A 22,424-nucleotide genomic window follows, 5' to 3' on the forward strand; every position below is an offset into this window, starting at 1 on the left:
CCGCGGCCCGGTCAGGAACGGCGACGGCAACAATGCTTGCGACGCCCCCGCGCCCCCAAGGGGCGCGGGGAACTGCGCGCCCGGCCACGACGCACCCGCGCGGGGAGACGGCGGGCACGGCGCCCCCTCGTCCCCGCCGGCGGGAACATCGCCCTGAGGGGCGCGGGGAACTGCGCGCCCAGCCACGACGCGCCCGCGCAGTGAGGACGGCGGCCGCGCGGGACGCCGACGGACACGGCGCCCTCTTGTTCCGCCGGGGAGGACATCGCCCTGAGGGGCGCGGGGAACTGCGCGCCCGGCCACGACGCGCCCGCGCGGTGAGACGGCGGCCGCGCGGGACGCCGACGGGCACGGCGCCCTCTTGTTCCGCCGGCGGGAACATCGCCCTGAGGGGCGCGGGGAACTGCGCGCCCAGCCACGACGCATCCGCAGCCGAACAGCGACCCCCTCATAAGGACGCCACCCGCACCGACGCGGAGCCGACTGTCAGTGGCACGTGGCAGGATCGTGGACGTGGCAGACACAGCATCGAAGAAGACCCAGACCCCCACCGGCGGCAGCCGCCCACGCCTGATGCTCATGGACGGGCACTCGCTGGCGTACCGCGCGTTCTTCGCGCTGCCCGCGGAGAACTTCACCACCGCGACCGGCCAGCCGACCAACGCCATCTACGGGTTCGCCTCGATGCTGGCCAACACGCTGCGTGACGAGGCGCCCACGCACTTCGCGGTGGCGTTCGACGTCTCCCGCAAGACCTGGCGCAGCGAGGAGTTCACCGAGTACAAGGCGAACCGCTCCAAGACCCCGGACGAGTTCAAGGGCCAGGTCGAGCTGATCGGCGAGCTGCTCGACGCGATGCGCGTGGAGCGGTTCGCCGTCACCGGCTTCGAGGCCGACGACGTCATCGCCACCCTCGCCACGCAGGCCGAGGCCGAGGGCTTCGACGTACTGATCGTCACCGGCGACCGCGACTCCTTCCAGCTGGTCAGCGACCACACCACGGTGCTCTACCCCACCAAGGGCGTCTCCGAGCTGACCCGCTTCACCCCGGAGAAGGTCGTCGAGAAGTACGGCCTGACCCCCGCCCAGTATCCCGACTTCGCCGCCCTGCGCGGCGACCCCTCCGACAACCTCCCCGGCATCCCCGGCGTCGGCGAGAAGACGGCCGCGAAGTGGATCAACCAGTTCGGCTCCTTCGCCGAACTGGTCGAGCGCGTCGACGAGGTCAAGGGCAAGGCCGGGCAGAACCTCCGCGACCACCTGGAGTCGGTCAAGCTCAACCGCCGTCTCACCGAGCTGGAGCGCCAGGTCGAGCTGCCGAAGACCGTCACCGACCTGGAGCGCGCCGCCTACGACCGCAAGGGCGTCGCGATGATCCTGGACACCCTGGAGATCCGCAACCCCTCGCTGCGCGAGCGGCTCTACGCCGTCGACCCGGGCGCCGAGGAGGCCGAGGCCACCCCGGTCGTCGCGGACGGCGTGGAGCTGGACGGCACGGTGCTCGGCACCGGCGAACTGGCCGGCTGGCTCACCGGGCACGGCACCGAGCCGCTCGGCGTAGCCACCGTCGACACCTGGGCGCTGGGCACCGGCTCGGTCGCCGAGGTGGCCCTCGCCGCCGCCGACGGCAAGGCGGCCTGGTTCGACCCGTCCCAGCTGGACGAGGCCGACGAGACGGCCTGGACGTCCTGGCTGGCCGACCCGGACCGCACCAAGGTCTTCCACAACGCCAAGGGCGCGATGCGGGTCTTCGCCGAGCACGGCTGGGACATCGCGGGCGTCTCGATGGACACCGCGCTCGCCGCCTATCTGGTCAAGCCCGGCCGCCGCTCCTTCGACCTGGACGCGCTGTCCCTGGAGTACCTGCACCGCGAGCTGGCCCCGGCCGCGGCGGCCGACGGCCAGCTGGCGTTCGGCGCGGACGACGCCGCCGAGGCCGAGGCGCTGATGGTCCAGGCCCGGGCCGTCCTCGACCTGGGCGAGGCGTTCGGAGGCCGGCTCCAGGAGGTCGGCGCGGCGGATCTGCTGCGCGACATGGAGCTGCCCACCTCCGCGCTGCTGGCCCGCATGGAGCGGCACGGCATCGCGGCCGACCGGGAGCACCTCCAGGCGATGGAGCAGATGTTCGCCGGCGCGGTGCAGCAGGCGGTGAAGGAGGCGCACGCGGCGGCCGGCCGGGAGTTCAACCTCGGCTCGCCCAAGCAGCTCCAGGAGGTCCTCTTCGGCGAGCTGAACCTGCCGAAGACCAAGAAGACCAAGACCGGTTACACCACGGACGCCGACGCCCTGGCCTGGCTCGCGACGCAGACGGACAACGAACTGCCGGTGATCATGCTCCGGCACCGCGAGCAGGCCAAGCTGCGCGTCACCGTCGAGGGCCTGATCAAGACCATCGCGACGGACGGCCGCATCCACACCACGTTCAACCAGACGGTCGCGGCGACCGGCCGCCTCTCCTCCACCGACCCGAACCTCCAGAACATCCCGGTGCGCACCGACGAGGGCCGGGCGATCCGCCGCGGCTTCGTGGTCGGCGAGGGCTTCGAGTCCCTGATGACGGCGGACTACAGCCAGATCGAGCTGCGCGTCATGGCCCACCTCTCCGAGGACGCCGGCCTGATCGAGGCGTTCACCTCCGGCGAGGACCTGCACACCACCGCCGCCGCGCAGGTCTTCTCCGTCGGCCAGGACGCGGTCGACGCGGAGATGCGCCGCAAGATCAAGGCGATGTCGTACGGACTGGCGTACGGGCTGTCGGCCTTCGGCCTGTCCCAGCAGCTGAACATCGAGGCGGCCGAGGCCCGCATGCTGATGGACGCCTACTTCGACCGCTTCGGCGGCGTACGGGACTATCTGCGCCGGGTCGTCGACGAGGCGCGGGCGACGGGCTACACGGCGACGCTGTTCGGCCGTCGCCGCTACCTGCCCGACCTCAACAGCGACAACCGGCAGCGCCGCGAGGCCGCCGAGCGCATGGCGCTCAACGCCCCCATCCAGGGCACGGCGGCCGACATCGTCAAGATCGCCATGCTCAACGTGGACAAGGCGCTGACCGAGGCCGGCCTCAAGTCCCGCATGCTGCTCCAGGTGCACGACGAAATCGTGCTGGAGATCGCCCCCGGCGAGCGCGCGACGGCGGAGGAACTGATCCGCCGCGAGATGGCCGACGCGGTGTCCCTCCGGGTCCCCCTGGGCGTCTCGGTGGGCGCGGGGGCGGACTGGGAGTCGGCGGCGCACTAGCTCCGTCCCCGGACGCCCTGCTCCCGGACAGAGCCCGCCCCGGGCAGGACGGGGCGGCCACGGTGTTCGTCCTGCTCCTGTCTGCCGGGTCGGGGCGGCCACGGCGTTCGTCCTGCTCCCGCCCGCCGGCTCGGGGCGGCCACGGCGTCGGCCCTGTTCCCGCCCGCCGGGTCGGGGCGACAGTGGCCTTCGCCTCGTCCCGCCCGCCGCCCCTGCCCGCCCCGCCCGCCCCCGCGCCCGTCACTCAGGTGGCCCCCGCGAAAACGCCCCCGCCCCCGGCGCCCGTGAGGATGCGGGCATGGGTATACGCATGCTCCACCACCGGACGGCACCGCCGCGGCCCGGCGTCGGCGAGCCGGCCTGCGTGCCACTCCCGCCGGTCCCGGCCCTCGCCCTGGGCGCGAGTACCGCCCGGGTCCCCGCCACCCTCACCTCGGCCGTCTGCCACGTACGCGACGACCTGGGGCGCAGACTCGCCCCCCGGAGCCTCGCCGCGCCGGGCAGCGCCGAAGCGGCGGCCCCCTGGCGTCGCTGGGCCGATCTGACCCGCAGCTACCTGGCGCTGGCGCTCACGCTGCTGCCCCGGCCCCGTCCCGACCGCAGGATGACCCTGTTCATCGCGACCGCCGACCCGGTCGGCGCGCACCCGGCCGGCTCGGCACCCCGCAGGCGCCGGCGCCGTAGGAAGAGCCGCAGGGAAAGCCGTAGGAAAAGATGACCAGCCGCGCGGCCGGGAATGAACAGTGGCCGGACTCCGCATGGCGAACAAGGACCAGGCGGGCGACACGGCGCGGCCAACCGGGGAAAATCGGGCACGAACGGGTGCCCGAGCAAAGGAAGTTGTCGTAGGGTCGCCAGCGTCACCGTACCGGTCGAACAAGCGCACACGGTTTTCCGCGATGATCAGCGGCGACGCGGGGTACAACCCGCGGCGTCGGCCGATCCGTCACACCAGAGCGAGCACGTGACGGAGAGGGACGCCCAGGCGTCCATGGGAGGGGTTCACTCTATGGCGGCGCATTTCGGCAGGCGGCTGCGCAAGAGCGCGATGACCACCACCGTCGCGGCGGTCGCGGTCGCGGCCCTGTCCGCGTCCCAGGCGCCCGACGTCACGGCCGGCACCGACGGCAACGGCAGACAGAGCACCGCCGACTCCGCGTCCGCCTCCGGCGCCGACGACACCGCCACCGGCAACTCCCGGTACTACACCGACCTTCCGCCGCTCGACAGCCCCGTCCCCTCGCCCTCGTCGACCACCGGCACGTCCGTCACCCAGGGTTCGGCCGAGTCGGGCATCCCCGCCACCGTCCTGGACGCCTACAAGAAGGCCGAGGCGTCGCTGCGCGCCTCCAAGCCGGGCTGCAACCTGCCCTGGCAACTCCTCGCCGCCATCGGCAAGGTGGAGTCGGGACAGGCCCGCGGCGGCGCCGTGACCGCCGACGGCACCACCACCAGCCCGATCCTCGGCCCGGAGCTCGACGGCAACGGCTTCGCGCTCATCAAGGACACGGACAACGGCGCGTACGACGGCAACAGCGAGTACGACCAGGCCGTCGGCCCCATGCAGTTCATCCCGTCCACCTGGGCGTGGGCCGGACGCGACGGCAACGGCGACGGCAAGTCCGACCCGAACAACATCTACGACGCCGCCCTCGCCGCCGGCCACTACCTGTGCCGCAACAGCTGGGACCTGTCCCAGCAGGACGACCTCGACTCGGCCATCCTCAGCTACAACAACTCGACGGAGTACCTGAACACCGTCCTGTCCTGGCTGGAGTACTACCGCAAGGGCACCTACGAGGTCCCGGACGGCACCGGCACCCTGCCCGTCGGCCGCAGCGACGACGCCACCACCCCGGCCACGCCCAGCACGTCGCCCAGCACGTCGCCCAGCACCGGCGCCGGCACCGGTTCGGGTGGCTCGAACGGGTCGTCTAAGGATTCGGACGGGACCACGTCACCGTCCACCGAGTCCCCGGATCCCGAGGAGTCGACGCCCAGTCCGCCCGCCTCCGAAACACCGTCGCCCGGCGAGACCCCGCAGACCCCCACCGACACCGTGGCCCGCCTGGAGAACGCCGGCACCGGCAAGCTCAGCGCGATGGCGGGCGACGCGTTCACCGAGCGGATCAGCACCCGCGCGGAGACCAGCTCGGGCAAGGCCGTCGGCAAGGTGCGGGTCCGCTTCACCGTCATCGGCGACACCGACGCCGAGTTCAGCACCGGCGAGCAGGTCGCCACGGTCCTCACCGACAGCTCCGGCGTGGCCACCGCGCCCGCGCTGCGGGCCGGTGCGAAGACCGGCGGCTTCCTGGTCCGCGCCACGGTCGTCGGCCGCTCGGTCGCCGGCCCCGACTACGCGGCCACCGTCACCCAGCGCGTCGCCGACACCGTCGTCCTTGCCGCCGACACCGAGTTCACCTGCGCCGCGGGCGGCACGTTCGCCGACCAGGTGGAGGTGAAGGCCACCTACAAGGACGCCGTCGCCGACCAGGTCGCCGTCAGCGCCGCGCTCATCACCTCGGCCACCGACGCCACCGAGAACGACAAGGGCCCCTACTTCAAGGACGCCGACGGCAAGACGGTGCGCACCCTGACGGGCCTGGAGACCGACGCCAAGGGCCTGGTGAAGCTGCCGACGCTGTACGCGGACGACACCGAGGGGAAGTTCCTGCTGCGCATCACCACCGCGGGCGGCGCGTCCGTCGACGTCGAGCTGACGGTCGAGGCGGCGGCCTCGGCCTCGCCCAGCCCGTCCGAGACCTCCTCGGCGAGCGCGAGCGCCTCCGCCACCCCCTCCGCCTGATCCCCGTAGGCCCGCACGACCCGCACGACCCGTGCCCCGGGTACGCCCGGCTCAGCCCTCCCGGGCGAGCCGGGCGTTGGTGTGCCGGGTGGGTTCGGCGCCGGCCGGGTCCTGGGGCCACGGATGCTTCGGATACCGGCCGCGCAGCTCCGCCCGGACGCCCTGGTAACCGTCGCGCCAGAAGGAGGCGAGATCGGCGGTGACCGCCGCCGGGCGGCCCGCGGGGGAGAGCAGGTGGACCAGGAGCGGCACCCCGGCGACCTCGGGGGTGCGCTGGAGCCCGAACATCTCCTGGAGCTTCACCGCCAGCACCGGCCGCTCCGGATCGCCGTAGTCGACCCGGACCCGGGACCCGCTGGGGACGGTGATCCGCTCCGGGGCCAGGTCGTCGAGCCGGGCCGCCTCGCCGGTGGCCCAGGGCAGCAGCCGCGTCAGCGCCTGTCCCGCGTCGATCCGCGCGAGGTCCGCGCGCCGCCGGGCCCGGCCGAGCTCCGGCTCCAGCCACTCCGCCACGCGCGCGTGCAGCGCCTGGTCGGACACCTCGGGCCACGGCGCGCCCAGGTGCCGGTGGAGGAAGGCGAGCCGCTGCCGCAGCGCGTCCGCCTCCGCCCACCGGCGCAACAGCCCGAACCCTTCCTGCCGCAGCCCTTCCAGCAGGGCCTCCCGTACCAGGCCGGGGTCCGGGTCGCGCAGCGGACGCGCCGTCAGCTCGACCGCCCCGAGCCGCTCGACCCGCCGGGCCACGACGTCGCCGTCGGCCCAGCGCACCTCGTCCCGCCGCGCCAGCAGGGCGCCGGCCGCGCGCCGGGCGACGTCCTCGTCGACGGCCGCACCGAGCTGCACGCGCGCGTGCCGCCGTCCCACCGGCCGGTCGGCCACGGCGACGGCGATCCAGGCCGCCCCGCGCAGCGCCGACCCCTCGGCGAGCTCGGCCCGGGTCCCGGAGACCATGAGATACGACCCCCCGTCCGCCTTGGCGACCCGCTCGGGAAAGGCCAGCGCGGCGACGAGCCCGGCCACCCGCTCGACGGCACCTTCGTCCGCCCGACCGGACCGGGAAGCGCCCTCGGTCCCGCTGTCCCCGGCCGTGTTCCTGCGCCGCCCTTCGTCGGCTCCTCCCGTCGCCCGGCCGGATCTGGAGGCGTCTTCGGTCCCGCTGTCCCCGTCCGTGTTCCTCCGCCGCCCTTCGTCGGCTCCTCCCGTCGCCCGGCCGGATCTGGAGGCGCCCTCGGTCCCGCCGCCCCCGACCGTGCCCCTGCGCCGCCCCTCGCCGGACCCGCCCGTCGCCCGGCCGGGCGCCTCCCGGGTGCCGTCCCGCAATCGCCTCGTCTCCGCCCGCCACCGTGTGCCGTAGGCGTCACCCCGGTGCCGGGCGGCCCGTACGGCGCCGGCCAGGTCGTCTCCGTACTCCCGGGGCGCCTCCTCACTGAGCAGCGCGACGACCTCCACCGCGGCGTCCGGAGCCCCGGCCGCCCCACCGGAACCCGCCGTGTCCAACAGCGCCCGCCCCAGCCGCGGATGCACCCCCAGCCGGGACAGCCGGGCGCCCCGCGCGGTGGCGTGGCCGGTGGCGTCGACCGCGCCCACGGCCGTCAGTACCGACCGCGCCGCCGCCATCGCCCCGCCCGGCGGCGGATCCAGGAGCGCCAGGCCGGACGCGTCCGGATCGCCCCAGCACGCCGCCTGGAGAGCGAACGCCGTCAGGTCGGCCACCTTGATCTCCGGCGCCGGGAACCGCGGCAGCCGGCCGTGCTCCGCCTCCGTCCAGCACCGGTAGACCGCGCCCGGCGCCTCCCGCCCGGCCCGCCCCGCCCGCTGCCGCGCGGCGGCCTGCGAGGCCCGTACCGTGGCCAGCGCGCTCAGCCCGCGCGCGTGGTCCACCCGCGGCTCCCGGGCCAGCCCCGAGTCGACGACCACCCGCACGCCGGGGACCGTCAGCGACGACTCCGCGACCGATGTCGCCAGCACCACCCGGCGCCGCCGCCCGGGCGCCAGTACCGCGTCCTGCGCGGCGGCCGGCGCCCGCCCGTGCACCTGGAGGACGTCCACGCCGTCCAGCCCGCCGAGCTGCCCCGCGACCCGCGCGATCTCGCCCACGCCGGGCAGGAAGCACAGCACGTCCCCGTCCCGCTCGGCCAGCGCCCGCCGCACCACCGACGCCACGTGCGTCAGCAGCGCGGGATCCACCCGCATCCCGTGCGGCGGCCGGACCGGCCGGGCCGGCGGCGCCCACACCGTCTGCACCGCGTACGAGGCACCCGCCGCCGCGACCACCGGCGCCCCGCCCAGCAGCGCCGCCCAGCCCTCCGCGTCCGTCGTCGCCGACGCGGCCACCAGCCGCAGCTCGGGGCGGAGCGTCTCGCGCACGTCCCACAGGAACGCCGCCGCCGTGTCCGCGTCCAGATGCCGCTCATGACACTCGTCGAGGATCACCACGTCGACGCCGGTCAGCTCCTGGTCGCGCTGGAGCCGCTGGAGCAGCACCCCCGTCGTGACGACCTCCACGCGCGTGTGCCGCCCCACGACCCGCTCCCCGCGCACCGTGAACCCGACGCTCTCGCCGGGCTTCTCGCCCAGCAGCCAGGCCATCCGCCGGGCCGCCGCGCGGGCCGCGATCCGCCGCGGCTCCGCCACGAGCACCCGCGCGGGGGCACCCGCGCCGACCAGCCCGGCCAGCACCAGCGGCACCAGCGTCGTCTTGCCGGTGCCGGGCGGCGCGACCAGCACGGCGGTGCCGTGTGCCGCCAGGGCGTCGCCCAGACCGGGAAGGGCGGCGCGTACGGGAAGGGCGTCCAGGGCGTCGTAACGGATCACGCACTCAGTCTCGTACGCACACGAAGATCGCCGTCCCCGGGATCAGGTTCCCGCGCAGCGGGGACCAGCCGCCCCACTCGGAGGTGTTCCACGCGGGCCACTCCGGCTCGACCAGGTCGACCAGGGTCAGGCCCGAGGCGACGACGTCCCGGACCCGGTCGCCGAGCGTGCGGTGGTGCTCGACGTACACCGCGCGGCCGTCGTCGTCCTGCTCGACGTAGGGCGTGCGGTCGAAGTAGGACGACGCGACGCTCAGCCCTTCCGGGCCCGGCTCGTCCGGAAAGGCCCAGCGGACCGGATGCGTCACGGAGAACACGAACCGCCCGCCGGGGCGCAGCACCCGCCGCACCTCCGACAGCACCAGCCGCGGATCGGCGACGAAGGGCAGCGCCCCGTACGCCGAGCAGGCCAGGTCGAAGGAGGCGTCGGCGAACGGCAGCGCGCCCGCGTCGGCGCACACCAGGGGGAACGGACTGCCGATCCGCAGGGCGTGCTGGAGCTGGCGGTGCGAGAGGTCCAGGGCGACCGGGCGGGCCCCCTGGGCGGCCAGCCAGCGCGCGCACTGGGCCGCGCCGGCGCCGATCTCCAGGACGTCCCGGCCCTTCAGCTCCTCCGGCGGGCCGAGCAGCTCGGCCTCCACCTCGTCGAGTCCCTCGGGACACCACACGAAGCGGTCGTCGCCGAGGAAGGTGCCGTGCTCGACCTGGTACTCGTCCGCGTTGCGGTCCCACCAGCCACGGTTGGCGCGGGCGCTCTCGGTGACGCCTGCCGCACGCCGGGTGGCCTCGGGTTCGGGACCTTCGGGCTCTTGGATGACGGGCTCCCTCGTACTAATCTGCGGCTCCTCCGTACGACCGTGTCCCACGGGTGTCACAAGGGGGCGCCGCAGGGCCCGCGTGGCCTCGGGAGACACGATTTGTGCCGGGTATGCGGCGATCCGCCCCGGGTGTGCGGCTTCGCGCATTGACCCTGCCCGGCTGCCCCCGTATGCTACAAGTTGCGCTGCGGGCTTGCGCACCTCAGACGTAGCAGGCTGCGCTCGCATCTGTATGTATGTCCCCTCGGTTGTCGAGGCGCATCACCGGTCATCCGGTGGGGCGCTTCCTTGGCTGTCCGGCTTCTACAGGGCGAAACGGGCTCCGGCGTAGCAGTACCTACGACTTCAATGTCCGTACCGGAGCCCTTTCCCACATGACGAGCAGCACCGAGACCACCGCCACCACCCCGCAGGTAGCGGTCAACGACATCGGTAACGAGGAAGCCTTCCTCGCCGCGATCGACGAGACGATCAAGTACTTCAACGACGGCGACATCGTCGACGGCGTCATCGTGAAGGTCGACCGGGACGAGGTCCTGCTCGACATCGGTTACAAGACCGAAGGCGTTATCCCGAGCCGCGAGCTCTCGATCAAGCATGACGTCGACCCCAATGAGGTCGTCGCCGTCGGTGACGAGATCGAAGCCCTTGTTCTCCAGAAGGAGGACAAGGAAGGCCGCCTGATCCTCTCGAAGAAGCGCGCCCAGTACGAGCGTGCCTGGGGCACCATCGAGAAGATCAAGGAAGAGGACGGGATCGTCACCGGTACCGTCATCGAGGTCGTCAAGGGTGGTCTCATCCTCGACATCGGCCTCCGTGGCTTCCTCCCGGCCTCCCTGGTCGAGATGCGCCGCGTCCGTGACCTCCAGCCCTACGTGGGCAAGGAGCTCGAGGCCAAGATCATCGAGCTGGACAAGAACCGCAACAACGTGGTCCTGTCCCGCCGTGCCTGGCTGGAGCAGACCCAGTCCGAGGTCCGCCAGACCTTCCTCACCACCCTCCAGAAGGGCCAGGTGCGGTCCGGCGTCGTCTCCTCGATCGTCAACTTCGGTGCCTTCGTGGACCTGGGTGGCGTCGACGGTCTGGTCCACGTGTCCGAGCTGTCCTGGAAGCACATCGACCACCCCTCCGAGGTTGTCGAGGTCGGCCAGGAAGTCACCGTCGAGGTGCTCGACGTGGACATGGACCGCGAGCGCGTCTCCCTGTCGCTGAAGGCGACCCAGGAAGACCCGTGGCAGCAGTTCGCCCGCACCCACCAGATCGGCCAGGTCGTGCCCGGCAAGGTCACGAAGCTGGTTCCGTTCGGTGCGTTCGTCCGCGTGGACGAGGGCATCGAGGGTCTGGTCCACATCTCCGAGCTGGCCGAGCGCCACGTGGAGATCCCGGAGCAGGTCGTCCAGGTCAACGACGAGATCTTCGTCAAGGTCATCGACATCGACCTCGAGCGCCGTCGCATCAGCCTCTCGCTGAAGCAGGCCAACGAGGCCTTCGGCGCCGACCCGTCGACGGTCGAGTTCGACCCGACCCTGTACGGCATGGCCGCGTCCTACGACGACCAGGGCAACTACATCTACCCCGAGGGCTTCGACCCCGAGACCAACGACTGGCTCGAGGGCTACGAGACCCAGCGCGAGGCGTGGGAGACCCAGTACGCCGAGGCGCAGCAGCGCTTCGAGCAGCACCAGGCGCAGGTCATCAAGTCCCGCGAGGCGGACGAGAAGGCCGCTGCCGAGGGCACCGACGTCGCGGGTGCGGCTCCGGCCGCCTCCGGTGGTGGTGGCGGCGGCTCGTACTCGTCCGAGGGCGGCGACAACTCCGGCGCGCTGGCGTCGGACGAGGCGCTGGCCGCGCTGCGCGAGAAGCTGGCCGGCGGCCAGAGCTGACGCTCACCCCGGTACACCGGTAGTAGCTGTGTAGTAGCTGTACGGAAGACCCCGTTCCCTCTTCGCGAGGGGGCGGGGTCTTCCGCGTCCCCGGCCCTGGCCCCTGCCCTCGCAGCCCGGACACCCTCGCAGCCGTAACAATCGGAAATCCGTGCGAGATGGCGAAGTGTGTCGGCGTGTAACACGGCGCTGTGAGGATCCCTCCCGACTCCAAGATCACCGCCGGCGGGTACGGCGGTGATCCCCAGGGACATTTGACGGGACCCAAGGGAAAGGGGATCCGCCGCATGGCAGAACCTCAAGCGGGAACGGGAACCAGCCGCCGCGGCTTTCTGCGCAGCGTCGGCGTCACCGGCGGCGCCGGCGCCATGTTCGCCACCATGGGGGCCCTCGGCCTCGCCCCCACCGCCGCCTACGCGGCCGAGAAGGAGCCGCCCTTCCAGGCACCCCGCAGCGGCGACTTCCACCTCCAGGGCCGGTCCGGCAAGCCCGCCAAGGTGGCCGTCATCGGCGGCGGCATCGCCGGCCTCACCACCGCCTACGAACTCGGCAAGGCCGGCTACGACTGCACCGTCCTGGAGGCCCGCGACCGCGTCGGCGGCCGCAACTTCACCGTCCGCGGCGGCGACACCACCGTCGACCTCGCCGGACACCGCCAGACGGCGGAGTTCAGCGCGGGCCAGTACATGAACTGCGGCCCCGGCCGCCTCGCCCAGTGGATGGTCACCCTCGACTACTGCCGCGAACTCGGCGTCGACGTCGAGGTGTTCACCAACAGCAACGCCAGCGCGCTCATCTACAACGAGAGCAGCGGCATGACGGCCCCGGTCCAGTACCGCACCGCCAAGGCCGACGTCTACGGCTACGTCTCCGAACTGCTCGCCAAGGCCACCGACTCCGGCGCCCTGGACGCCGCCCTCACCGCCGACGACAAGGAGAGGCTGCGGACCTTCCTCAAGAGCTACGGCTCCCTCGGCGCCGACTACAAGTACACCGGCACCGAGCACCGGGGCTTCACCGCCGACCCGGGCGCCACCGGCACCCCCGGCGAGCAACTCGGCGGCGTGCCCTCCTTGAGCGATGTCTTCGCCTCCAACGTCGGCCGGTACTTCTCCTTCGAGTTCGGCTACGACCAGGCGATGCTGATGTTCCAGCCGGTCGGCGGCATGGACGCGATACCCAAGGCGTTCGCCCGCGCCATCGGCCACGACCGGATCCGCACCGGCGCCCCCGTCACCGACGTCCGCGACACCAGCGACGGCGTCGTCGTGACCTACCGGCACAACGGCCGAACGCGCACCATGACGGCCGACTACTGCGTCGCCACCCTCGCCCCGCACCTCCTGGCCAAGACCTCCCACAACCTCGGCTCCGCCGTACAGACCGCCCTGGAGGCCGTGCGGCCCTCCCAGGCGTCGAAGATCGGCCTGGAGTACCGGAGCCGCTGGTGGGAGACCGACTTCAAGATATTCGGCGGCATCACCGAGACCGACCTCGACCTCGCCCACATCTGGTACCCGTCCTACGGCCACCTCGGCGAACGCGGCCTGCTCATCGGCTACTACAACACCGGCACCGCCTCCGAGACCTACTCGGCGCTCACCCCCGCCGAACGCCAGGCGCGCGCCGTAGCCCAAGGGGTCAGGATCCACGGTGAGAAGTACCGGACCGAACTGGCCGCCGCCTTCTCCCACCAGTGGAAGCTCACCCCGTACCTCGAAGGCGCCTGGCACTCCATGCCCGGCGGTCCCGACGCCCCCGCCTACGCACCCCTCAACCAGGCCCAGGGACATGTCTACTTCGCCGGTGACTACCTCAGTTACCTCGACGCCTGGCAGCACGGCGCGATCGCGTCCGCCCGCAAGGTGGTGACGGAACTACACACGCGCGTGCTCGCTTCCTGAGAACCCGGTGAGGTTCTGCGTCCCCCGGGGTCCGGGCGGGAATGCCCGGACCCCCGCGGACGTTCGACCAGGGGGAAGACAAGGGAGGACCGCCACAGTGCTTGATCCACAGGGTTTGTACACATGGGAGCCGAAGGGCCTGGCCGTGGTCGACATGGCGCTCGCCCAGGAGTCGGCCGGTCTTGTCATGCTCTACCACTTCGACGGCTACATCGACGCCGGGGAGACCGGCGACCAGGTCGTCGAGCAGGTGCTCGACTCACTGCCCCACCAGGTCGTCGCCCGGTTCGACCACGACCGGCTCGTGGACTACCGGGCCCGCCGGCCGCTGCTGACGTTCAAGCGCGACCGCTACACCGACTACGAGGTGCCCGCCCTGGAAGTGCGCCTGGTCCAGGACGCCACCGGAGCGCCCTTCCTGCTGCTGTCCGGTCCCGAGCCCGACGTCGAGTGGGAGCGCTTCGCCGCGGCCGTCGGACAGATCGTGGAGCGGCTCGCCGTCCGCCTGGCCGTCAGCTTCCACGGCATCCCGATGGGCGTCCCGCACACCCGCCCGGTCGGCATCACCCCGCACGGCAACCGCTCCGACCTGGTCCCCGGCCACCGCAGCCCGTTCGAGGAGGCGCAGGTCCCCGGCAGCGCCGAGGCACTCGTCGAACACCGCCTCATGGAGGCCGGACACGACGTCCTGGGCGTCGCCGCGCACGTCCCCCACTACATCGCCCGCTCCGCCTACCCGGACGCCGCGCTGACCGTCCTGGAGGCCATCACGGCCGCCACCGGTCTGGTGCTGCCCGGCATCGCGCACTCGCTGCGCACCCAGGCGCACCGCACCCAGACCGAGATCGACCGGCAGATCCAGGAGGGCGACGAGGAGCTCACCGCGCTCGTCCAGGGCCTGGAGCACCAGTACGACGCCGCCGCGGGCGCCGAGACCCGGGGCAACATGCTCGCCGAGCCGGTCGAGATCCCCTCGGCGGACGAGATCGGCCGCGAGTTCGAACGGTTCCTGGCGGAGCGCGAGGGGGACGGCTGAGGAAGCCCCCTCGGGAAGTCCGCCGGAGCAGCGCCCTAGGCTTGCGGTCATGCTGAAGGTGGGCCTGACCGGCGGGATCGGCGCCGGCAAGAGCGAAGTGTCCCGGCTGCTCGTGGAGTGCGGCGCCGTACTGATCGACTCGGACCGCATCGCGCGCGAGGTGGTCGAGCCCGGAACCGAGGGGCTCGCCGCGGTGGTCGACGCCTTCGGCGCGGACGTCCTGGCCGCGGACGGCGGCCTGGACCGGCCGAAGCTCGGCTCGATCGTCTTCGCCGACCAGGAGCGGCTCGGCGTACTGAACTCGATCGTGCATCCCTTGGTGCGCGCCCGGTCCGAGGAACTGGAACGGGCCGCGGCGCCGGACGCCGTCGTCGTGCACGACGTGCCGCTCCTCACCGAGAACGGCCTCGCGCCCCTCTACGACCTGGTGATCGTCGTCGACACCGACCCCGCCACCCAGCTGGACCGGCTGGTCCGGCTGCGCGGCATGACCGAACCGGACGCCCGCGCCCGGATGGCCGCCCAGGCCACCCGTGAACAGCGCCGGGCCGTCGCGGACATCGTCATCGACAACGACGTGCCGCTGGACGACCTGCGGCGCCGGGTGACGGACGTGTGGGCCGAACTGGCGGCCCGGGCGCGCACGGCTTCCCAATAGCCCCGGGCGCCCCAGGAATAGCGGTACCCGCACGGGCGTTGAACCGCCCCAGTGAGGGAAGGACTCTGCCGTGCCCGAGACCAGCGGACCGACCGGACGCACACCGGAGACGGACGTGATCGACTTCCGTGCCGCCGAGCAGCTGCTCGCGGCGCGGGACCCGCGGGGCGCGGTGAAGCTGCTGGACAGTGTGATCGCCGCGCACCCGGAGAACACCGCCGCCCGGCTGCTGCGCGCACGTGCCTTCTTCGCCGCGGCGCAGCTCAGACCCGCCGAGCTGGAGTTCACGATCGTGCTGGAACGAGAGCCGGACAACGCCTTCGCGCACTTCGCGCTCGCCCGCACCTACGAACGCCAGAACCGCTCCGACCAGGCCCGACGCCACTTCCGGCTGGCCGCCGCGCTGGATCCCAATCCGCAGTACCTGCGGCGGGCGGACTTCGACGGCTGAGGGCCGCGCCGAAGGGCCCCACCGGTGCAGCCGGCGTCCGTCCAGTACCGGTGTCCATCGGTGGCCGTCCAGCGCCGGTGTCTATCGGCGGCCGTTCAGTACCGCTGTCTACCGGCGTCCGTCCAGTACCGCTGTCTACCGGCGGCCGACCAGTACCGGTGTCCATCGGCGGCCGACCAGTACCGGTGTCTACCGGCGGCCGTCCAGCGGCCGGTACGGCGGGATGTCCCGGCCGGGCTGCCAGTGCGGGCCCTGGCGCAGGCGCCGCAGGACCACGGCCAGGTCGACCGTGACGACCAGCCACAGCGCCGCGCACGCCGCAGCCCAGCCGGGCCGGCCGACCAGCACGAACGCCACCGTTCCGAAGACCGTCCAGACCTCGCCCCACACACTCAGCCAGAGGCGTGCCCGCAGGGCACTGCGCGCGGTCGCCGGTTCACTGCCTGTACGCATCTCGATCACCCGCTCCTCCTGGCAACGTACTCGGCACCGGAACCGTTGACCAGGCGGGCCTCCTGCGGCCTGTGCTCACTCGTTCGGGTGAGCCGGTCCGGGGTGGGAACGGACGTGCGGGAGCGGTCCGTTGGACGGGCATGGAGCTGAAAATGCGAGCGGGGCACAAGGGGACGGGACCCGGGGCCATCACCCCGGACGGCTGTGCGGTCGAGCTCTACTCCCGGCTGCCGGCCGGAGCCGAGCCGGACATCGTCGCGTCCGCCGTGCCGGCGGGCGCCCGCGTCCTGGAGCTGGGCAGCGGCGTCGGGCGGCTGACCCACCCGCTGCGCGAGCGCGGGTTCACGGTGACGGCCGTCGACGAGTCCGCCGAGATGCTCGAGCGGGTCCGGGGCGCCCGCACGATATGCGGCCCGATCGAGGACCTCGACCTGGGCGAGACGTTCGACGTGGTGCTGCTCGCCTCGTTCCTCGTGCACACCGCCGACGCGGAGGTGCGGCGGGGGCTGCTGCGGACCTGCGCCCGGCATGTGGCGAAGGACGGCTGCGTCCTGATCCAGCGGGAGGGCGAGGACTACCACACCCGGGTGCCCAGGGAGCGGACCGACCCCGGCGGCTTCACCGTGCGCATCGCCTCGTCGGAGCCGATCGGCGAGGGAGTCAACGAGGTACGCGCCGAGTACGAGTTCCCGGACGCGGTCTGGACCCAGACCTTCCGGGCGCGGCCGATGACGCGGGAGGAGTTCGAGGCGGCGCTGGCGGAGGCGGGGCTGAGAGTGGACCGGTATCTGACCGATGATCGGATATGGGTGCGGGCCGTGCCCGCGGCCTGAGCCGAAGACCTGTCTGCGGTCCACGGGCACGGCCACGGGCACGGCAGCGCCGAGTGTCAGAGGCGACCGCCCGGGATCACCGAGAACGACGGCGGACCGGCCGGCAGCGACACCGTGTACTGGCTCAGATAGGTGTCCAGGAACGGCGAGCGGTCACCCTGGGTGGCGACGTCGTCGGCCGGGTCGTCCAGGGCCAGTTCCAGCCGCGCGTTCTTGACCTTGATGGTCTCGCCGGAGGGCGTGTCACGCCACGAGCCGGTCTGGATGGAGCCGATCTCGACGGCCAGGACGTGCCCGGCGGTCAGCGTCCAGTCGGTCGCCTTCAGATCGACGGTCAGCCGGCCCGACTCCAGCAGCGAGACCTGCTCGTCGAACATGACGGCGCTGCCGTCCGGGGCGACGTCATAGAGCTTGAGCATGATGTTGCCCTCGCCCCGGGCGGTCAGTGAGATCTGCGGAGTGCCCGTGACGCGTACGTCGCGCTGCACGGGCTTCGACCACACGAAGAAACTGGAGGTGATGTCACCGGACCGCTGGGTCTCGGCCTGGGCCTCGGCCAGCCCCTTCGGCGCGGCCTGCTCGGTCGCGGGCGCGTTCTCCAGGTCCCACCTGCCCGACGGCTGGGACTGCTTGGGTGCCGGGGTGCCGCCCGAGGCGGTCAGTGCCGCGCGGGCCGAGGCGCCGCCGTCGTCCACGTAGGAGCCGCCGCCGAGCGAGAGGTCGACCGACCGTTCGACGACCGGCCAGGTGCGCTGGGCGCGCCAGGCCCCGGTGGAGTCCTCGACGGCGTAGGCCGGGTAACGGACCGTCGGCTTGCTGCCCTTGAGGTACTGGTCGTAGAAGGAGAGCGTCTCGGCGTACCAGCCCTCGCGGCCCATGGCGAGGCGGCCGTCGCTGACGCGGTCGCCGCCGCGGACGTGGTCCCACTGGCCGAGCCAGCCGCGTTCGACGCCCTGGTGGTTGTCGAGATACTCCTCCATCTCCTCGGGCTTGGTGTTGTTCTCGATGAAGCCCTGGGTGACGAAGAGCGGGGTGTCGCTGCCCTTGGCCATCGCGGCCAGGTCACGGGAGGTCCAGTGCTCGTCCCACTGGTCGGATATTCGGTACCCGGCGGAGTTCTCGGTCAGGCACTCCGGGTGGGTGTCCTCGTAGCGGGCGTTGGCCTGGTAGTAGGCGTCGTCGTCCGTCATCGGCTCCATCGTGGCGATGGAGTTGTAGGCGTCGGCGGTGCCGGTCACGTTCGGCCGGGGCACGCCGTTGGAGTAGATGTACTGGTACATGTCCCAGACGGGCTCCTGGGCCACCACGGCCTTGAGCGCGCGCTGGTCCAGGTTGTTGCCGATCAGACCGGTCACGGCGTCGTACGACTTGCCGTACATGCCGACCGCGCCGGTGGACCAGGGCTGCTTCGCGGCCCAGGCGACGGCGGCCTCGACGTCGGCCTGCTCGCCGGGCCCGCCCCAGTCCAGGCAGCCGGTGGAGCCGCCGAAGCCGCGCAGGTCGACCATGACGAAGGCGTAGCCGTTGTCGAACAGGTCGGCGCCCTCGATGAAGTCCTGGAACCGGGCGGAGGGGCCGGTGTGGCTGAAGCCCTCCGGGCCGGTCTGCCCCGAGTGCGCGAAGTAGGGGCCGATCGACAGGATGACCGGCACCTTCTTCTTCTTGGGCAGGGTCTCCGGCAGCAGGACGTCGGCGTGCAGTTCGGTGCCGGAGTCGTCCGCGGACGGGAAGTACTGCTGGGTCCAGACCGAGCCCTCGGGGACCCGGTCGTTCTCCTCGTGCGTGACCGGGTCGGTCGCGGTGGCGACCGGTGCCGCGGTGACGTCGGGGGCCGCGGCGACGGGGCCGGCGAGTGCGCCGGTCAGCGCGAAGGCGGCGATGAGCGCCGAGGCGGCCCGGACGGCCGCGCGACGTGCTCTCACATGCTCCTCCTGGGGTCATGGAGTCATGGACGGAGATGATGCAATTGGTGCGAACATGCCAAGTTGGGCGAATAGTGCGGGCGGTGCGGGTGGTTCTGGTGGTGCGATGAGCAGGTCTAGCAGCGAATCCGGTCCGCCGTCGATGGGGCGTCGTCGACGGGGCGTCGGGGATGTGCCGGGATGTCCGGGCCGGTGTCGGGGGGCGGGTGCCCGGGTGCCCGGGTACGAGCGTGCCGGGCACCGGCCGTGGGGCGGGCCGTGCGGCGGTCGGTGGGGAGGGCGGCCGGTCGGCGGTGGACGGTCGGGGGCGATGGGGACGATCGAGGGCGACCGGGGGCGATGGGGGGCGATGGGAAGGGCAGGGCTGGGCGCCGGGTCAGGGGCCGCCGGGGCGGTTCTTGAGGCTGTTCAGGGCGCGCAGGCGCTCCAGTTCGCGGCGGTCGCGCTTGGTCGGCCGGCCCGTGCCCCGGTCGCGGATGGCCACGGGGGCGACGGCCTCGCGCGGCGGGGGTGGCGGGGAGTTGTCGACGTAGCACTGGACGGCCACCGGGGCGCCGACCCGCTTGCGGATCAGGCGCTGCACGACGACGACACGCTCCCGGCCCTCGTGGCGCAGGCGGACCTCGTCGCCGACGCCCAGGGAGTAGGCGGGCTTCACGCGCTCGCCGTTCACCCGGACGTGACCGCCCCGGCAGGCGGTCGCCCCGACGGAGCGGGTCTTGACCAGCCGGACGGCCCAGATCCAGCTGTCGACCCGGACGGTCCCACCGTGCTGCGGTCCGGCCGCCTCGGCGGCGGCGACAGCGGCGGCGACCTTGGGGTCGACAACCTTGGAGCCGTCGGCCTTGGAGCCGTCGGCCTTTGGGGCGACAGCGGGGTCGGTCCCGGACCCGGCGGTGGCCTCCGCCGAGGGTGTCCCGCTGGTCCGGTCGTCGGCCGTCGCCTCGGCGGGATGCCGCGCACGAGTCCCCGCGCCGTTCCTGTCCTCGTCACGCTCGGAAGCCATGCCCCGACCTTAGCCGTCCGGCACCTGGTGATGCCCTGGCCCTGCGGTGGACGTCCTGGCCCTACGGTGGAGGCATGGACAGCAGCGGCCTCACCGGACTCGACCAGCGGATCGCGGGGTGCCGGGCCTGTCCGCGGCTGGTCGACTGGCGAGAGGAGGTGGCCCGTACCAAGCGGGCGGCCTTCGCCGACTGGACGTACTGGGGCCGCCCGGTCCCCGGCTTCGGACCGGCGGACGCCCGGCTGCTGATCGTCGGACTGGCCCCGGCGGCCCACGGCGGCAACCGCACCGGACGGATGTTCACCGGCGACCGCTCCGGTGACGTGCTGTACCGGGCGCTGTACGACGTGGGCCTCGCCTCGCAGCCCACGGCCGTCTCCGCCGACGACGGACTGGAACTGCTCGGCGTACGCGTCACCTCCCCCGTGCACTGCGCCCCGCCCGCCAACAAGCCCACCCCGGCAGAGCGCGACACATGCCGCCCCTGGCTGGTCCAGGAACTACGGCTGCTGCGGCCGACCCTGCGGGCCGTGATCGTGCTCGGCGCCTTCGGCTGGCAGGCCGCGCTGCCCGCGTTCGCCGCCGCGGGCTGGACGGTGCCCAGGCCGCGCCCGGCGTTCGCGCACGGCGCCCGGATCACCCTCGCCGCCGAAGCCGAAGCCGAAGCCGAAGCCGAAGCCGAAGCCGGGGCCGGGGCCGGGGCCGGGGCCGGGGGCGGCGGGGCACCGGCAGGCGGCGGTCTGGATCTGTTCGGCTGCTTCCACGTCAGTCAGCGCAACACGTTCACCGGCCGGCTCACCCCCGGGATGCTCCGCGAGGTCCTCGTCACGGCGGCCCGGACGGCCGGCCTGCCCGCCGGAAACGGGGCGACAGGACCGGCGTAGGCGGTTAGCGTGCCCGGATGGCCCTGTATCCGGAGATCGAGCCGTACGACCACGGCACGCTCGACGTCGGTGACGGCAACCGCGTCCACTGGGAGACCTGCGGTAACCCTGGGGGCAAGCCGGCCGTGGTGCTGCACGGCGGCCCCGGATCGGCCAAGAGCCCGGCCCTGCGGCGCTACTTCGACCCGGCCGCGTACCGGATCGTGCTGTTCGACCAGCGCGGCTGCGGGCGTTCGACACCGCACGCGAGCGCCTACGGCACCGACATGAGCGTCAACACGACCGCGCACCAGCTCGCCGACCTGGAACTGCTGCGCCGGCACCTGGGAATCGAACGGTGGCTGGTGTGGGGCGTTTCCTGGGGCTCGGTGCTCGGGCTGCGGTACGCGCAGACGCATCCGGGCGCGGTGTCGGAACTGGTCCTCACCGCGGTCGCGACCGGCTCGAACCCCGAGGTCACGCTGATGACCCGAGGGCTCGGCAAGCTGTTCCCGGCGGCCTTCGAGGAGTTCCTCGCCCTGGTCCCCGAGGACGAGCGGGACGGCAACCTGGCCGCCGCCTACAACCGGCTGCTGGAGTCCCCCGACCGGGCGGTACGGGAGCGGGCGGCCCGCGCCTGGACCGACTGGGAGACGGCGGTCGCGTCCGTCCCGCCGCGCTCGGTACCGCGCTATGAGGACCCGCTCTTCCGGATGGGCTTCGCGCGCACGGTCACGCATTACTGGGGCAACGACCACTTCCTGGGCACGCCCGGCCCGGACGGCACGCCCGGCCCGGACCGAAAAGACAACGACGAGGGTGTCGTCCTGCGCGACGCGCACCTGCTGGCCGGCATCCCCGGCACCCTGGTCCAGGGCGCCCTCGACCCCGGCAACCTGCTCGGCGTCGTCTGGCGGCTGCACCACGCCTGGCCGGACAGCGAGTTGCGGATGGTGGACGAGGTGGGCCACAACGCGGGGGCGCCGGGCATGGCGGACCTGCTGGTGGCGGCCACGGACCGGTACGCGCGCGGGTGACGCCGGGGGGCGGGGACGTCAGCCGGCGTCCGCCGCCCCGAACAGATGCCGCACCGTGGAGCGGTAGTTGGCCCGTACGTGCCGCAGCGCCTGCGCACGGGCGCGCTCCGGGTCGCCGGAGGCGATCGCCTCGTACAGCTCCCGGTGTTCGGTGAGGAGCTGCGGCCACTCCTCGTTCTGCCGGGTCAGCCAGCGCAGCCGGCCGTCGACCGGTTCCATGACCGAGACCAGCAGGCCGTTGCCCGCCAGCGCCAGGATGCCGTCGTGGAACCGGGTGTTGACGTCGGTGATCGCCTCGGCGTCCCCGGCCTCGGTGGCCCGCGCCGCCGCCCGCAGCAGCCCGGCCAGCTCCGCCAGCGCCGCGGGGGTCCCCCGGGTCGCCGCCAGCCCGGCCGCGTACACCTCCAACGCCTCGCGCAGTTCGAAGAGTTCCCGCACGTCGTCCGGTGTCAGTCGCCGTACGACGGTTCGGCGCGGGGTCTCGAACAGCACGAACCCCTCGGTGACCAGGGCCCGGATCGCCTCCCGGACCGGTACCCGGGACACCCCGAAGCGCTCGGCCAACTCCCGTTCCACCAGCCGGTCGCCGGGCCGCAGACGGCCCGCGATGATGTCCTGCCGCAACCCGGCGAGGACGCGCTCGCGCACCGCGCCGAGCGGTTCGATCTTCCCCATGCGTCCCATCTTCGCCGACTCCGGCG

General features: G+C 72.9%; 17 protein-coding genes. 11 read left to right on the top strand and 6 right to left on the bottom strand.

Going from position 1 to position 22,424, the window contains the following annotated elements:
- The first annotated feature begins 513 nt into the window (after positions 1–513).
- The 3 genes from polA to AB0G32_RS09905 all read left to right on the top strand — a co-directional run bounded on the left by polA (position 514) and on the right by AB0G32_RS09905 (position 6,046).
- Positions 514–3,240, top strand: a complete 2,727-nt coding sequence (gene polA, locus AB0G32_RS09895; RefSeq protein WP_361160808.1) for a DNA polymerase I — start codon at positions 514–516, stop codon at positions 3,238–3,240.
- A gap of 298 nt (positions 3,241–3,538) precedes the next feature.
- Positions 3,539–3,958, top strand: coding sequence for a hypothetical protein (locus tag AB0G32_RS09900; RefSeq protein WP_361160811.1), 420 nt, complete (start codon positions 3,539–3,541; stop codon positions 3,956–3,958).
- A 291-nt stretch (positions 3,959–4,249) separates the two neighbouring features.
- Entirely contained in the window at positions 4,250–6,046 is a 1,797-nt protein-coding gene (locus tag AB0G32_RS09905; protein WP_361160813.1) for a lytic murein transglycosylase, read from the top strand.
- A gap of 51 nt (positions 6,047–6,097) precedes the next feature.
- Here the strand turns inward: AB0G32_RS09905 and AB0G32_RS09910 are convergent, their stop codons facing one another.
- Positions 6,098–8,860 (bottom strand): ATP-dependent helicase C-terminal domain-containing protein, encoded by a 2,763-nt coding sequence (locus AB0G32_RS09910; RefSeq protein WP_361160816.1) that lies wholly within the window; start codon positions 8,858–8,860, stop codon positions 6,098–6,100.
- A gap of 4 nt (positions 8,861–8,864) precedes the next feature.
- The gene (locus tag AB0G32_RS09915) at positions 8,865–9,905 is read right to left on the bottom strand and encodes a class I SAM-dependent methyltransferase (RefSeq protein ID WP_361160818.1); all 1,041 of its coding nucleotides are present in this window, start codon (positions 9,903–9,905) and stop codon (positions 8,865–8,867) included.
- A gap of 146 nt (positions 9,906–10,051) precedes the next feature.
- Between AB0G32_RS09915 and rpsA the strand changes: the two genes are divergently transcribed.
- From rpsA to AB0G32_RS09940, 5 genes are all read left to right on the top strand, one after another.
- Entirely contained in the window at positions 10,052–11,560 is a 1,509-nt protein-coding gene (rpsA, locus tag AB0G32_RS09920) for a 30S ribosomal protein S1 (protein ID WP_361160821.1), read from the top strand.
- Between the two features lie 287 nt (positions 11,561–11,847).
- Positions 11,848–13,464: a flavin monoamine oxidase family protein gene (locus tag AB0G32_RS09925; RefSeq protein ID WP_361160823.1), complete on the top strand. Its 1,617-nt coding sequence runs from the start codon at positions 11,848–11,850 to the stop codon at positions 13,462–13,464.
- A gap of 97 nt (positions 13,465–13,561) precedes the next feature.
- Positions 13,562–14,500, top strand: coding sequence for a PAC2 family protein (locus AB0G32_RS09930; protein WP_361160826.1), 939 nt, complete (start codon positions 13,562–13,564; stop codon positions 14,498–14,500).
- Between the two features lie 49 nt (positions 14,501–14,549).
- On the top strand, positions 14,550–15,158 hold the full coding sequence (gene coaE, locus AB0G32_RS09935) for a dephospho-CoA kinase (RefSeq protein ID WP_361160829.1): 609 nt from the start codon (positions 14,550–14,552) through the stop codon (positions 15,156–15,158).
- Positions 15,159–15,228: 70 nt separating this feature from the next.
- Positions 15,229–15,609: a tetratricopeptide repeat protein gene (locus tag AB0G32_RS09940; protein ID WP_361160832.1), complete on the top strand. Its 381-nt coding sequence runs from the start codon at positions 15,229–15,231 to the stop codon at positions 15,607–15,609.
- Positions 15,610–15,798: 189 nt separating this feature from the next.
- Here AB0G32_RS09940 and AB0G32_RS09945 read toward each other — a convergent pair whose 3' ends face one another.
- Positions 15,799–16,062 (bottom strand): DUF6343 family protein, encoded by a 264-nt coding sequence (locus AB0G32_RS09945; RefSeq protein ID WP_361160835.1) that lies wholly within the window; start codon positions 16,060–16,062, stop codon positions 15,799–15,801.
- A gap of 152 nt (positions 16,063–16,214) precedes the next feature.
- Between AB0G32_RS09945 and AB0G32_RS09950 the strand changes: the two genes are divergently transcribed.
- The gene (locus AB0G32_RS09950; RefSeq protein WP_361160838.1) at positions 16,215–16,895 is read left to right on the top strand and encodes a class I SAM-dependent methyltransferase; all 681 of its coding nucleotides are present in this window, start codon (positions 16,215–16,217) and stop codon (positions 16,893–16,895) included.
- A gap of 56 nt (positions 16,896–16,951) precedes the next feature.
- Here the strand turns inward: AB0G32_RS09950 and AB0G32_RS09955 are convergent, their stop codons facing one another.
- The gene (locus AB0G32_RS09955) at positions 16,952–18,817 is read right to left on the bottom strand and encodes a CocE/NonD family hydrolase (protein WP_361160841.1); all 1,866 of its coding nucleotides are present in this window, start codon (positions 18,815–18,817) and stop codon (positions 16,952–16,954) included.
- Positions 18,818–19,193: 376 nt separating this feature from the next.
- A complete protein-coding gene (locus AB0G32_RS09960; RefSeq protein WP_361160844.1) occupies positions 19,194–19,823 on the bottom strand; it encodes an RNA-binding S4 domain-containing protein in 630 nt (209 codons plus the stop codon).
- A 74-nt stretch (positions 19,824–19,897) separates the two neighbouring features.
- On the opposite strand from AB0G32_RS09960, the gene AB0G32_RS09965 reads away from it, so the two are divergent.
- The gene (locus AB0G32_RS09965; protein ID WP_361160847.1) at positions 19,898–20,707 is read left to right on the top strand and encodes a uracil-DNA glycosylase; all 810 of its coding nucleotides are present in this window, start codon (positions 19,898–19,900) and stop codon (positions 20,705–20,707) included.
- Positions 20,708–20,724: 17 nt separating this feature from the next.
- On the top strand, positions 20,725–21,723 hold the full coding sequence (pip, locus tag AB0G32_RS09970; RefSeq protein ID WP_361160848.1) for a prolyl aminopeptidase: 999 nt from the start codon (positions 20,725–20,727) through the stop codon (positions 21,721–21,723).
- A gap of 18 nt (positions 21,724–21,741) precedes the next feature.
- Here the strand turns inward: pip and AB0G32_RS09975 are convergent, their stop codons facing one another.
- Positions 21,742–22,398, bottom strand: a complete 657-nt coding sequence (locus tag AB0G32_RS09975) for a GntR family transcriptional regulator (protein WP_361160851.1) — start codon at positions 22,396–22,398, stop codon at positions 21,742–21,744.
- Positions 22,399–22,424 lie beyond the last annotated feature (26 nt).

The organism is Streptomyces sp. NPDC023723 (genome assembly GCF_040639815.1).
In the GTDB taxonomy this organism is placed as follows: Bacteria; Actinomycetota; Actinomycetes; order Streptomycetales; family Streptomycetaceae; genus Streptomyces.